This is a genomic window from Paraburkholderia hospita, from assembly GCF_002902965.1.
In the GTDB taxonomy this organism is placed as follows: domain Bacteria; phylum Pseudomonadota; class Gammaproteobacteria; order Burkholderiales; family Burkholderiaceae; genus Paraburkholderia; species Paraburkholderia hospita.
The window spans coordinates 527,036-539,999 of sequence record NZ_CP026108.1; the positions used below are offsets into that span (position 1 = coordinate 527,036).

Here is a 12,964-nt window from a genome sequence, read left to right on the forward strand (position 1 = left end):
CGGACTGCTCCATTGAGTTATCTTGGCCGAGACCGTCCCCTCTCAGCGCGCCATTGTGGCGAATGACCGTAACTAGGAGCAGACGAAGGATTGACATAGCTGATGATTTGACGTACGTACGCGTGCACGAATGACCGCTAGACCCTGCGGAAGCCGCCGTTCACGTGGCGCTCGCTGCAACGGCCGAAGAGGGTCGAACAGCGACCGCTCACTGGAGCGCAAAATCGCTCTCCCTTCATCAAAGGGTGGTTGCCAAGGAAACGCTTAAGTGTTCGCCCGTTCGTCGGGTGCCATGGAATAAGGGGGCAGACCGGTCAGAAGCCACCATTGAAGCTTCGTGAGATCTGGGCGATTCAAACAAGACTTCAGATGTCATCCAACGCTCGCGAGTTGGCGCTGTTTAACTTGGCAATCGACAGCAAGCTTCGAGCGTGTGATTTGACGCGACTGCAGGTGCAGGACGATAACCTGCCGAGACGACGAAGATCTGGAAACGACAATCTGACGTTTACGATGCAACAGAACCCTTCTGCGAAGTCAGCAAGAACGCTTTGCCACAACCATGCCTGAGGTCGCGGTCGTAGCGGAACTAGCAGGTTGCTGAAGTACCCATCAATGGAAGCAGCACCCCTCCGCGTACGCAGCTTCTGTTGCAACCTTTTCGCATTGCGTGCGTATTTCGGCGAACGTGACCGCCGATTTCGGGAACGTGACCGATTCGGCGGGGTTGGGCGTTGCGCGGTGTTGATTGTAGATTTTCTTGTTAGTTCTGGTCGAGTTCGGGCTCCAGGACGCTGGGTTTTGGGGATGACTTTCTGAGGGATTCACCGGTGAGCGTGATCCGGTGATGACGCTGCATGAGACGGTCGAGCATTGCGTCGGCGATGGTCTCGTCGCCGATCCATCCATGCCAGTGCTCAATCGGTAACTGGCTGGTGATGATGGTCGCCTTTCCGGCCGAGCGGTCATCGATCATCTCGAGCAGATCGTTTCGGACCATCGCGTCGAGGGGAGCCATTCCCCAATCGTCCAGCAGGAGCACGTCAACGCGGGCGACCTGCAGCAGCCATTTTGTGAAGCCGCCATTGCCGTGCAGAACGCGAAGCTCCTCGCCAAGTCGCGGCACGCGCAGATACACGGCCGAATGCCCACGCCGGCAAGCGTATTGGGCCAGGGCGCACGCGAGCCACGATTTCCCAGCGCCGGTTGGACCGCTGATGAGCAGGCTGTAGCCGGCTTCGACCCAGTCACCGAGCGCGAGACTCGTGAGTGAGCGCGGATCGACGCCACGGCCAGCGCGCGTGTCGAGATCTTCAATGGCGGCTTGCGGATACTTGAGGCGCGCCTGCTTGAGCAGTCGGGTACGACGGCGATCATCACGCCAGCTGGCTTCCCGGTCGACCAGCAGTGACAGGCGTTCCTCGAAGCTCAGGCTGGTCGCACCGGGCTGCGTCAATTGTTCTTCCAGGCCGTCAGCGAAACCGTCCAGCTTCAGGGTGCGCAGTTGCGTCAGTGTCTGTTGCATCATCATGGTGGGTCTTCTTTATTGGTAGTAGCCGGGACCGCGTACATGCGCGTGGCTCGGGCTGATCCAGTCGGCAGGCGTTGCCACTGCAGCGCGGTCGCGGTTGTTGATCAGGATGTCGCGCACGTGGCGGTAACGGTGCACGCCCAGCTCCAGTGCTAGCGCACAGGCGGCTTCGAGACGTTCGCGGCCATAGCGACGTGAGAGCGAGAGCAATCCGAGGCACGCCCGATAGCCGTGTTCCGGATGGCGTTGCTCCTGCAGCAGCCGGGTAACAAGCGCGCCGGTTGCCGCGCCGATCTGCTGTCCCCAATGAATCAGCCGCTGCGGCGTCCATTCCAGATGAGCGCGGTGCGCCGCCGGCATGTGCTCGACGACGGTGGTGTAGCCGCCTGCGCGGTCGTTGCGTGCGTGGCTGGCGACACGGCGACCTCGATGCAGCAGTTCGACAGCGCCCGCCGTGATGCGCGCATCGAGCTTGAGACCGACCAGCGCGTGCGGCACGCTGTAGCGGTGTTTGTTGATCTCGACGTGATAGTCGATGTGTTCTGTGGTCGACCACAGAACACATCTTGTGTGGCCAAGCGATTTCTGTAGCCTTGGCGCTGATGAGCTACTTCCGGCGGCGATCGTCGCAGTCTGAAGACCACAGAAGCAGGTCTCAATTTGAGGAGCAATATTACCTTTCCGCTTTCTTGCGGAAGGAGGACTCCTCATGTTCGATCAACTTTTCAAGGACCCGGCTGCAGTTGCCCGTCACACCACCGCGCCGCTCTATCGCGAGCGGGTTCGATACCTCGAGTACATGCAACGCCATCAGGCTTCCCGCAAGACCTTGATTCGCAATGCAACGTACATGATGCGGATAGGAGAGGCATTGAGATGGACGTTACCGGATTCCTTCACCGCTGCTCAACTTGGCAAGCTCGCAGATCGATGGCGTAACCGTCGAGCGACTAATCCTACCCGCACCGATGGGGAAGCATCCCGAACGGCGTATGTATCGACAGCGACGAACTGGATGCGTTTTCTTGGACGACCGCAAGCGTTGACCGGCGAGCAGCCTGGGTCGGAACAGATCGCGGCCTACGCTCGCTTCATGCGCGACGAGCGTAATCTCTCTGCACTAACAATTCGCACGCGTAGCGGTCGCGCCTCCGAGTTTCTCCGGCTCGCCAATGCCGAGGGCTATGACATCCGTCGACTTGACTGGAAAGCCATCGACCTCATTCTTGCCTCGAAGGGAAGCCGCGATGGTCTGACGCGCGCGTCGATGCAAACCTATGGCTACAACATCCGCAGTTTCATCCGCTACTTGGAAGAACACGGGCAATGCCGACCCGGTTTATCGTCGTCGATACAACCGCCGCGGGTATATCAAGGCGAGGCACTACCTGCCGGTCCGTCCTGGCCGGAAGTCCTTCGTGTCCTTGAGAATCTCGAGGGGAACCGGCCCGGCGCGATTCGTGATCGCGCGATCTTGATGATGTTCGCGGTGTACGGATTGCGTGTGGCCGAAGTGCGCCGACTGTGTCTCGACGATTTTGACTGGCAGGAAGCGCTTTTTCGCGTGCATCGTTCCAAGCAAAGCCCACATGTTGCTGTGTTTCCATTGGCCGGCGACGTAGCGGATGCTCTTGCGAGGTATCTGCGCTTTGTTCGAGTGAAGTCTGATCGGCGGGAGCTGTTTCTCCAGTTGCGTAGTCCATATCAACCACTTGGCAGCAGCGCGATCTGGCAGGTTGTGAATCGTCAGCTGAGGCCAATGGATCTGTTGATCAAACACAAGGGACCGCATTCCTTGCGGCACGCGTGTGCGACCCAGCTTCTCGGACGAGGTCTAACCATGAAGGAGATTGGAGATTTCCTCGGACACTGCCATCCCGCCACCACGGCGTTATACGCGAAGGTCGATATCAACGGCTTGCGCCAGGTGGCTGACGTTGATCTCGGGAGGTTTCTATGAAGCTCGCTGACGCAATCTCACTGTATGTGCAGGTTATCCACGCCAGTGGATGTAAGGGCGATAGTATTCATGGCGTGCTTGTCTTGTTTGCCAAGTACGTGGGAGGTGAGCGGGAACTCAGTTCGATTTCGCAGACGGAGGTTCGAGCATTCCTCGATGGGAATCTACCGCTCAGCCGCTATTGGCATCGCAAGCATTCTGCTCTCGTGGGCTTCTTCCGCTTTTCGCTCGCACGCGGCTTGGTATCTGCCATTCCTCTACCTGCCAGGACACCACGTTGCTATCAGGATTTCCAGCCCTATGTGTATTCCGAGGACGACGTCGACCGACTGATCGCTGCGCTTGAGTGTGCCCGCGCGACGCCGATTGAAGCACGCACCCTTCGGGTCCTCGTGCTGCTTTTATACGGGACCGGCCTACGACTGTGCGAAGCACTGCACCTATGCCTCGCAGATGTGGATTTGCCGCAGCAGATGCTCACGGTTCGCGACACGAAGTTTTACAAGACACGATGGGTTCCAATTGGAATGCAACTCGTCCACATCCTGCACGAATATATGGTGGCGGTTCACACATCCATCAGCATCGAAACTCGCGACGACACGCCACTGTTTGTCCGTCGTGACGGTGGTCGGCCAACCGGGAGCGGCATCCGACGCGCATTTGCAAGGCTCAGGTCAAAGGCTGGCGTTCGGCGCAACGACGGCGCCCGGTATCAGCCGCGTTTGCACGATATGCGGGCAACGTTCGCTGTACATCGCTTGACCACCTGGTATCAGCAAGGTGCCGACGTGCAGCGACTTCTTCCTCTGCTGTCGACCTATCTCGGACACGCGAGCATAGCGGCCACCCAGGTCTATTTGCCTATGTCGCCAGAACTTCTCGTGGAAGCGTCGAACCGTCTCGGACGATACGTCGCGCTGGAGAGCCAGTCATGAACGATCTGAACCTGTTGGCCCCATGGATTAAACGCTTCCTGGCCGATTACCTCGTCACGGTAAGATGTGTGGCGCGAAGCACGCAATTGAGCTACCGCGACACGCTGGCCAGGCTCATTCGCTACGCGGCGGGCGAACTACGAACGCGTCCTGACCTGCTGAAGCTCGACGACATCAGCAGAGACCTGATCAACCGATTTCTCCCAACAGCGACGACCGGTAAAGCTGTGGGCGCGAGAACCCTCAACCAACGTCTCGCGGCCATACATAGCTTCGCGCGATTCGTGGGCGAATACGGACCAGAGCACCTGGAATGGTCCGGGCGTGTCTTAGCGATCCCATTCCGTAAGTTCGCACGCCCCGAGATTCCCTACCTTGAGAAACCCGAGATGGATGCACTTCTTGCTGCGGCAGACTTACGAACGGCACAGGGAAGGCGTGACCATGCGCTGCTGATGTTCCTGTACAACACTGGTGCGCGAGCGACAGAAGTTGCACAGGTTAAGGTTGAGGATCTGCAATTGCAGTCGCGAGATGGCAACGGCAACGCGTTTGTCAGATTGCTGGGCAAAGGCAACAAAGTTCGATTATGTCCCCTCTGGCCGCAAACGGCAGCGGAGATCTCGGCACTGATTGTTGGTCGGCCAGCTGACCAGCATGCATTCTTGAACCGGCGTGGTACGTCGATTACTAGATTCGGAGTCCACTCAGTGGTGGAGCGCTGCGCGAAGCGCATCGAGGCGAGGTTCCCTGCGGTCGGTGCGAAGCGGGTCAGCCCGCACACGATTCGCCATACAACGGCCACCTACCTCCTGCGCTCGGGTGTCGACATCAACACCATCCGCGCGTGGCTCGGCCATGTGTCGCTCAACACCACCAACATTTACGCACAGATCGACCTGGAGATGAAGTCGCGTGCCTTGGCGCAACTGCAGCCATCCGGCGAGGCGCCGCGGCGCCGAATGGAATCCGACCTGCTGCGATTCCTGCGCTCACTTTAACTGGATTTCTGTGGTCTTTAGACTGCGAGGATCTCCGCCGGAAGCAGCTCATCAGCGCCAAGGCCACAGAAATCGCTTGGCCACACAAGATGTGAACCGTCACTGTCTTGAAGCGCGCGAGCTCATAGGGCTGTGCCGGCAGCGGCTGCAGTGCCGGCGCGTCCAGCTGGGCGAATGCGCTGGCGCGACATCCCGGCAGCTTCTGGAACGGCCTCTCATTCAGGTTCTTGAGCAGCGGGCGGATCGCCTCATTGACCGAGTGGACCGACTCAAACCGGTGATGACGCAGCCGCGCCATGATCCAGCGTTCGACGACCTGGACCGCAACCTCTACCTTCGGTTTCTCGCAAGTCAGCAACTGTCTGCCATGAGGAACGTCGCGTAGTCAAAGGCGCGTCCTTCGAGATTACCCACCCATTTCATCCAGCGCGTGGAAATCACTTTGTCCTGGTGAGTCGCAAGCAGAACTGGGGTGAAGATCGCGTGATGTATTACGACGCACACAAGCGTCTGTGCTCGGTGCTGGCATCTTGGACCGATGTCCCGGAGCCAGATCTGTTCGCGCAGGCCTCCGCTGGACATTCCTGGTTTAGAACTGACGATCTGCTTCGATTGCGTGCGCTCGTCGACGATTTATTGGGAGTGCGCGATGTCAAATAAATTTCGCCGTTCACGTAAGGATAAATACGCCGATATGGAGATGACGCTGGTTCTGACACATCAAGGATATCTCGGTTTTTACGGGGAAATAACCGCATCGTATATAATAGGCCAGATCACGAAGATACTTGACACATCAAGTGGCGCGGCGTACTTTAATTTCCATTACGTCAACGAGAGATCATGTAATGACCAAGCCACCGTCAAAGCGCGATCGCCTACGCGAACTTGGTATTCTCAATCCTCATCCCGACCGAATACGGGCGCCATGGTTTCGATCGGGCGATTTCTTCGATCCCGACGATCTTGTTCAGGTCAAGTACGAGATGTTGCGTCATGTTCGGGTCGATGGCGCTTCCAAGGCCGAGGCGGCCGCCCTGTTCGGAATGTCCAGACCTACGTTCTATCAGGCAGAGAGCGCCTTTGCGCGCGAGGGACTGCCAGGATTGCTGCCAAAACAGCGTGGACCCAAAGGCGCACACAAACTCAACTCGGTGGTCATGGCGTTCATCGAGGAACGTCTGCAGCAAGACAGCAGCATTCGCGCTCGCGCGCTTGCGCAGGAAGTCGAAACCTGGCTGGAGCTTTCGGTCCACCCACGCAGTATCGAACGTGCGTTAGCACGCAAAAAAAAACCGTAGAGGATTCGCCTCAATTCCCTCTCCCATCGTCCGCGCTTGCCCATTACGAAGTGCTACGGGCCGACCTGCTCGGCGCAGGTCCTAAGTCAGAAGGCCACGCCGCCATACGCTTTCACGGCCTGTTGCACGGGCTGGCGATCCAACGCCCGGATGCTTCGCGCATCGAAGCTCCCGCTTCAACCGTGCCTGCTTCCAACTCAGTGCGGGATAACGGCGCGCTTGTTCGCGTGCTCGCCAACCTCGTACTGCGCACCCACGAGGAGCTTGCCCATGTCTACTAACTCCGCTCTGAAGGTCACCGCAGAACATCTGCGGCGTGATGCGTTCCTCTACGTTCGACAGTCGTCGCTTCGTCAGGTGTTCGAGAATACCGAGAGTACGAAGCGGCAATATGCACTGCGCGATCGTGCCGTTACGCTCGGGTGGCCGATCGAACGCATTCACATTGTCGATAACGATCTCGGCATGTCCGGTTCCAGCGCCGAAGGGCGAGATGGCTTTCAGCATCTGGTCGCAGAGGTCGCCAATGGTCACGCCGGCATCGTGCTGGGATTGGAGGCGTCGCGCCTTGCGCGCAATAACGCAGACTGGCATCGCCTGATCGAACTTGCATCGCTCACACAAACTTTGATTTGCGACGAAGATGGAATTTACGATCCCGGCCAATTCAATGACCGTCTTTTATTGGGCTTGAAGGGCGCCATGAGCGAGGCCGAACTTCATGTTCTCAAAGGGCGGCTACAAGGTGGTATCAAGAACAAGGCACGCCGTGGCGAACTGGAAGTGCCGTTACCCATCGGGCTTGTTTACCACCCGAACGGCTCAGTGGTTCTCGATCCTGATCAACAGGTCCGAGGCGCGCTGCAGTTGCTATTCGATACGTTTCGGCAGGCTGCGTCAGCTACAGCCACGGTCAAACGATTTCGCCAGGAAGGCTGGCTGTTTCCGCGTCGCATCCACCGGGGGATTGGCAAGGGAGACCTGATTTGGGGACCGCTGGAACACTGTCGCGTTATCCAGATATTGCACAACCCCCGTTATGCCCATTTCATTACACACAACTCATTCGTCAAGTTCTCGTGCGTACCTGAGTCCGGCGGCGAAATCCATCACGCGCTGCAGACCTTGCCAGATGGTCTTGACTCCGGGTTCGCCATCGCCTTTGCGCGCCAGGAAGCCACCCAGCATGGCGACCAGACGCACGGCCTCATTCAGTCGCGGTGACGTCTTGGGTGGTTTCTTTTTGTTCAGAATGTATGCCGCGCGCCATTCATCGCGCTCGAACAGCAGTTGCGCGTCAAGGTCCGGGCAGGTTCGACCCAGTCGCATCAGCCGGGCGATACGCCACGCGACCACCATGTACAGCGCCAGGGCGCGCTCAAGCCGCGCCTTCGATGTGAGCTGCAACGCCTCGACCCGACAGCCGTTCTTGAGTACGTGAAAGAATAGTTCCACCTCCCAGCGCGCCCGGTACCAGTCAATCAGCTGCGCCGCCGCATCAAGGTCGTTCGCATCGCGGTTACTCAGCAGCCGCCATTCGAGCGGCTTGACGCCTGCCGGCGGGTCGAGTTCCCGGGCGACGATACACGTGACGTTCACCACGTCGCCTGCAGCATCAGGCAGCGCGACACGCTGCGCCCACACCTGCTGGCGGACCGTACGCGCCGGCTGAGCCTGACGGGCCGCCAGCGTAAAGTGAATTGTGCCCAAGGGCTTGGCCGCCGTAACCTTGTTCCACAGTTTGCCGCCTTCGGGCAGGGTGCGATTGTGTTGCGAGCGCAGCAGCCAGTCGGCCGGGTTGTCCAACTCGCGTGCCTTGAGCATCAACGCCATGATGTCCGACTCCCGGTCAGCCACATAGACGAGCCGCGTGGCAGGCAGTGCCGCAGCCTGTTCGGCAACCCGCTCATATCCTTCGACCCAGCGAATGCTTTCCTTGAGGCCCGCACGCACACCATCCGCGCCTTTGGGTTCGCGTGCCCACATGAAGGCGTCAAGCACGCCCAGCGGCTCGCGCGATGGCGTGACCGCGTAAGTCGGGTGCAGATACATCCCGCGCTGGGCCTCATACGACAGCGGCCCCAGACCCGTAATCGTCTGGCCGTTAAAGTCCAGCTCCGTTGTGTCCTGGATGCATAGCACCACTTCGCAAGCTCGCATCCGCTCGACCGAGCTTTGCCAGTGGGGCGCCAGAATATCGCGCCAGTCCAGTTCATCCTGGGCCAGAAACCGGTACGCCCCGGCCGTCTCCGCCCAGCCGCCGCATGCGTTAGGTATGCTTGCCGTCGGCTTCTGCGCGAGCCGCTCCGCCAGCAGCACGGCGCGCGCGTTCAGACGCTGATCACCCAGGTCGATGTCCTTGAATTCTGCCGCTGCCCAGCTCGCTGCCTCTTGCTTCATGCGCCGCCCAAAATGCGACAGTAAACGACACTCCGAAGCAGTTTACAACCCACCCCGCTATGTCATTGACCGTAAACGACTTTCTCGGCGCCTACAGACTTATGTGTAATGGGATGCGTTATGCCGGGGCCTTCGTATACGGTCGCACACGCGGAGTATATCGTCAGGGACGCAAATACTTCGGGCTTAAGGTTGACCGAGAGAATTGGCAGGTGTTAATCCAGAATGCACATCCCGGCTTTATTGATTGGGACGAGTTCGAACGCAACCAGGCGACGCTTAAGCAGAATTTAACGGGATTCGGGCGCGATCGACGAGGCAGCATGCCACGTGAGGGCGTTGGGCTCCTGCAGGGGCGCGTCGTGTGCGGAGTGTGTGGCGCACGCATGCGTGTACGGTATCAGGTCGTCGGTAATAAACTCGAACCCTACTATATGTGCACGGAGAACCCAGTGCGCCGTGCCAGCAAACCCTGCCAATCGGTTCGCGGAAGTGCCATCGACGACGCGATAGGCTCGCTTCTTTTAGAGAGTGTCGCACCGGCCGCTCTCGAGGTCGCGCTAGCTGTCGAAGACGAGATCTCTGGGCGCGTCAAACAGGCCGCCGATCAACGTCAGAACCAACTGGCCCGAGCTCGCTACGATGCCGAGCTCGCGCGTCGTCGGTATATGAGTGTCGATCCCACCAACCGGCTTGTCGCTGACACGCTCGAGGCGGACTGGAACGAACGTCTGCGTGTGCTCGACGGATTGCAACAGGAGAACGAGCGACTCCAGAACGCCGATCACAAGCTGTTAAGCAGCGATGCGCGAACCAAGATCCAGTCGCTCGCCGAAGACTTCCCTCGTGTTTGGAATGATCAACGAGTCGTTCCGCTCGAGCGCAAGCGCATGGTCGCTTTGCTCATCGAAGACGTCACCCTGGTCAATCCGAACGCGTCGCAATCCATGTACGCTTTCGCGGCGGCCGAACTACCTCATTGGAGATCGATAAGCCCAAGCCTATCGCACTGATTCGAAAGACGCGGCCGGAAGTCGTTTCGAAGATCGACAAACTTCTCGAAACCGGCTCGGACCGACAGGTCGCCGAACAGCTTAATGCACTCGGCTATACAAACTGGAAAGGCGAAACGTTCACGCACAAGAAGGTCTACCTCGTACGCACTGCGTACCGGCTCAAGAGCCGGTTTGAGCGCCTGCGCGAACGCGGCATGTTGACGGCCAACGAACTCGCCGCACAACTCGGGGTCTGTCCGACCAGCATCCACCTATGGGCCCGGCGCGGGCTGTTGCGTCAGCATCGCTACGGAAATCTGCATCGCTGTCTCTATGAACCCGTCGGCGACGTCGTCCTGGTCAAAGGCCAAGGCGGCCGCTACAGTTCGACACAACCGACGTTTATCGCTGTTCCACCAACCGCACAAGGTGCAATATGAAGCGTACGCCTTGTCCTGCGGACGATATACGCGTGCAGGAAGGAATGACGTGCCGTAGTGACGCGCAAAGTCCAGCACGGTGTCGCTGGCGCGAGGTTCATAGCGGTCGGGATCGGCAATCATCGCGCGCGGGTTATCCGGCACGATCAGCTGCGGCACGCCACCATAGAAGGTCAGCGCACGTGCGATGCCGCCCAGCCAGTCCTCCATCGTTTCGGCTGGCGTCGCGCATGCGAACGTGTAACTCGATGCGCCCATGGCTGCCACGAAGATGTGCGCGCGGCGTCCAGTCGTCAGCGGCAACGTGGGGCCGGCGAAGTCGACAAACAGTTTCTCGCCGGCGCGGTGAATCTGACGCATCGAGCGCTTCAGGCGTTTCGTGAACGCCTTGTAGTGCTCGCAGAACTGCGTATAGCGGTAGGTCTGCCGGTCCGCGAACTCGGCCTGGTACTCCTCCCACAGCAACGTAAGCGTCATGCCCTTGCGAAGCAGCTCCTGGTGGATGCGTCCGTAGTCGGGCTGGGCGTAGCCTGCTGGCCCCGTGGGCTTGCCGAGGAGCCGCCGCTCGAGGTCGCCTTCATCCATATCGCAGGCGCTTGCCCAGTCCAGCCCGGCGGCACCGGCCAGTCCTATGTACTTCGTGACCACGCCCTTGGATATGCCCAGTGACGCGGCGATCCGATCGTGCGAGAAACCGCCGTCGAATTTAAGTCGTAAAACGTCGTTGATCATGCGCATGTTCATCCGGTGCGCGGGCATGCTCTCTCCGGCAAAAGCCGGCGAGCATAGCCCGCGTAGTTGATGTCATGCGCAACGCCAATCCTGCCTTCCGGTCCGCTCGGTCACGTTCCCGAAATGCCCGGTCACGTTGCCGAAATCGCCGGTCACCATCCCGAAACGGCCGGTCACGTTCGTCCGAAATACGCAATTGCGAAACCTCAGCGCGGATTCATCATCATTTTCGATGGCCTGAGGCCAATTTCTGGGCTCGTTGCTGCCATTTTCGCCACTACGGGCGGACTTGTCCCAGTGAACGCATGCGCACGAGGTTGTAGGCCGCCATGTTCAACACGAACATCTGGTCCACCTTCTTCAAGTCACGCACCATGACCTGGCGCATGCGTCCCACGGTCTTGGCCCATCCGAAACCTTGTTCGATCGTAAGCGGTAGTTCCGGCTCATCTGGAACCGGTGTGTGAGAAGGAACAAGATTGCGTCCGCAGCTAACCACATTGCGGACGAATTGAAATGAACGCGTCCCTCCCCGTGGATGTGAGAATAAAGGGAAGGCAGATCCTCTCGGGCCAACGGCGTCGATGTGCCCATGTGGAAAAATACGGAACTTTCCCTGGTAACCGGAGGATCCAGATGAATCGTACGGCGGTGGGTGTGGATATCGCGAAGTCGGTGTTTCAAGTGCATTACGTTGATCCGGAAACGGGGGAGATCGTAAACAAGCCGATCAAGCGCGCGAAGTTTATGGAGTTCTTTGCGAACCGGGCACGTTGCCTCATTGGTATGGAAGCGTGCGGCGGCGCCCAACACTGGGCCCGGCAACTGATGAAAATGGGACACGAGATCAGGCTGATGCCGGCGGAATTCGTCAAGGCCTTCAACATCAGGAACAAGAACGACGCGGCGGATGCGCGGGCAATCTGGCTTGCTGTGCAGCAGCCCGGCAAGCCGGTCGCTGTGAAGACAGAGATGCAACAGGCAATGCTGGCACTGCACCGCATGCGCCGACAGCTCGTGGCGTTTCGTACGATGCAGATCAACGGTCTTCGAGGCTTGCTGACGGAATACGGCGAGGTCATGGGACGAGGCCGTGCAGCCTTGGACAAGGCAATACCGGAAGTACTCAGGCGCGTTGCAGAACGTTTGCCCGCAGTGGTAATTGACACGCTGCGCGAGCAATGGAATGGACTAACGAAACTCGATGAGCAGGTCGCCTGCATCGAGCGCCGGATGCGCGAGTGGAAAAAGGAAGATAAGGCCGTAAAAGCGATCAGCGAGATTCCCGGTGTCGGACTGCTGACGGCCACGGCGGCAGTTGCGATGATGGGTGATGCGAAAGCATTCAGTTCGGGGCGGGAATTTGCCGCATGGGCCGGTCTCGTGCCCAAACAAACCGGTTCAGGCGGCAAAGTGAACCTGCACGGTATATCGAGGCGCGGGGACACGTACCTGCGCACGCTACTGATTCACGGGGCGAGAAGCGTGCTGACACACGCGAAGGATCCTGGGCCGTGGGTTGAGCAGATGAAGAAACGGCGCCCGCTAAACGTAGTCATAGTTGCCTTGGCAAACAAGATCGCCCGAACGATCTGGGCGGTGCTGGCTCATGACCGACCGTACAAGACGGGATACGTGAGTGTGAAGCCGGCCTGAATAGCTCACA

Annotated in this window: 9 protein-coding genes and 6 pseudogenes; 9 read left to right on the plus strand and 6 right to left on the minus strand. The window is 59.0% G+C overall.

The genetic code is table 11. The annotated features are described in order from the left end of the window. Window positions 1–245 precede the first annotated feature (245 nt). Window positions 246–462, plus strand: a pseudogene (locus C2L64_RS55400) (integrase); the annotation flags it as partial. A 301-nt stretch (window positions 463–763) separates the two neighbouring features. Here C2L64_RS55400 and istB read toward each other — a convergent pair. Together istB and C2L64_RS46785 are read right to left on the minus strand one after the other, a co-directional pair. Then, window positions 764–1,531: an IS21-like element helper ATPase IstB gene (gene istB, locus C2L64_RS46780; RefSeq protein ID WP_103154109.1), complete on the minus strand. Its 768-nt coding sequence runs from the start codon at window positions 1,529–1,531 to the stop codon at window positions 764–766. A 12-nt stretch (window positions 1,532–1,543) separates the two neighbouring features. Further along, a pseudogene (locus C2L64_RS46785) lies at window positions 1,544–2,071 on the minus strand (Mu transposase domain-containing protein); the annotation flags it as partial. Window positions 2,072–2,240: 169 nt separating this feature from the next. Here C2L64_RS46785 and C2L64_RS46790 point away from each other — a divergent pair. The 3 genes from C2L64_RS46790 to C2L64_RS46800 are packed head-to-tail and all read left to right on the plus strand — an operon-like array spanning window position 2,241 to window position 5,430. Continuing rightward, on the plus strand, window positions 2,241–3,491 hold the full coding sequence (locus C2L64_RS46790) for a tyrosine-type recombinase/integrase (protein WP_103154110.1): 1,251 nt from the start codon (window positions 2,241–2,243) through the stop codon (window positions 3,489–3,491). Further along, on the plus strand, window positions 3,488–4,429 hold the full coding sequence (locus C2L64_RS46795; RefSeq protein WP_103154111.1) for a tyrosine-type recombinase/integrase: 942 nt from the start codon (window positions 3,488–3,490) through the stop codon (window positions 4,427–4,429). Before C2L64_RS46790 ends, C2L64_RS46795 begins: the two co-directional genes overlap by 4 nt. After that, complete coding sequence (locus C2L64_RS46800; RefSeq protein WP_086910688.1) at window positions 4,426–5,430, plus strand: tyrosine-type recombinase/integrase; 1,005 nt, start codon at window positions 4,426–4,428, stop codon at window positions 5,428–5,430. Before C2L64_RS46795 ends, C2L64_RS46800 begins: the two co-directional genes overlap by 4 nt. An 88-nt stretch (window positions 5,431–5,518) precedes the next feature. On the opposite strand, the pseudogene C2L64_RS46805 reads toward C2L64_RS46800, so the two are convergent. After that, window positions 5,519–5,776, minus strand: a pseudogene (locus tag C2L64_RS46805) (IS21 family transposase); the annotation flags it as partial. 59 nt (window positions 5,777–5,835) lie between these two features. Here C2L64_RS46805 and C2L64_RS46810 point away from each other — a divergent pair. From C2L64_RS46810 to C2L64_RS55405, 3 genes and pseudogenes are all read left to right on the plus strand, one after another. After that, the gene (locus C2L64_RS46810) at window positions 5,836–6,090 is read left to right on the plus strand and encodes a DUF5372 family protein (RefSeq protein WP_158660654.1); all 255 of its coding nucleotides are present in this window, start codon (window positions 5,836–5,838) and stop codon (window positions 6,088–6,090) included. A gap of 188 nt (window positions 6,091–6,278) precedes the next feature. After that, window positions 6,279–6,731 carry a helix-turn-helix domain-containing protein gene (locus C2L64_RS46815; protein ID WP_103153932.1) on the plus strand — a complete coding sequence of 151 codons (453 nt, stop codon included), beginning with the start codon at window positions 6,279–6,281 and terminating at the stop codon, window positions 6,729–6,731. 270 nt (window positions 6,732–7,001) lie between these two features. Continuing rightward, window positions 7,002–7,496, plus strand: a pseudogene (locus C2L64_RS55405) (recombinase family protein); the annotation flags it as partial. 297 nt (window positions 7,497–7,793) lie between these two features. Here C2L64_RS55405 and C2L64_RS46830 read toward each other — a convergent pair. Continuing rightward, window positions 7,794–9,131 (minus strand): IS4 family transposase, encoded by a 1,338-nt coding sequence (locus tag C2L64_RS46830; RefSeq protein WP_103154014.1) that lies wholly within the window; start codon window positions 9,129–9,131, stop codon window positions 7,794–7,796. Window positions 9,132–9,244: 113 nt separating this feature from the next. Here C2L64_RS46830 and C2L64_RS46835 point away from each other — a divergent pair, with 113 nt between their 5' ends. After that, a complete protein-coding gene (locus C2L64_RS46835) occupies window positions 9,245–10,144 on the plus strand; it encodes a recombinase zinc beta ribbon domain-containing protein (protein ID WP_244212329.1) in 900 nt (299 codons plus the stop codon). 428 nt (window positions 10,145–10,572) lie between these two features. Here C2L64_RS46835 and istA read toward each other — a convergent pair. After that, window positions 10,573–11,304: pseudogene (gene istA, locus C2L64_RS46840) on the minus strand (IS21 family transposase); the annotation flags it as partial. A 271-nt stretch (window positions 11,305–11,575) separates the two neighbouring features. Continuing rightward, window positions 11,576–11,725: pseudogene (locus C2L64_RS46845) on the minus strand (IS5/IS1182 family transposase); the annotation flags it as partial. Between the two features lie 209 nt (window positions 11,726–11,934). Between C2L64_RS46845 and C2L64_RS46850 the strand changes: the two are divergent. Beyond that, entirely contained in the window at window positions 11,935–12,954 is a 1,020-nt protein-coding gene (locus C2L64_RS46850) for an IS110-like element ISBfun2 family transposase (protein WP_103154369.1), read from the plus strand. Window positions 12,955–12,964: the final 10 nt, after the last annotated feature.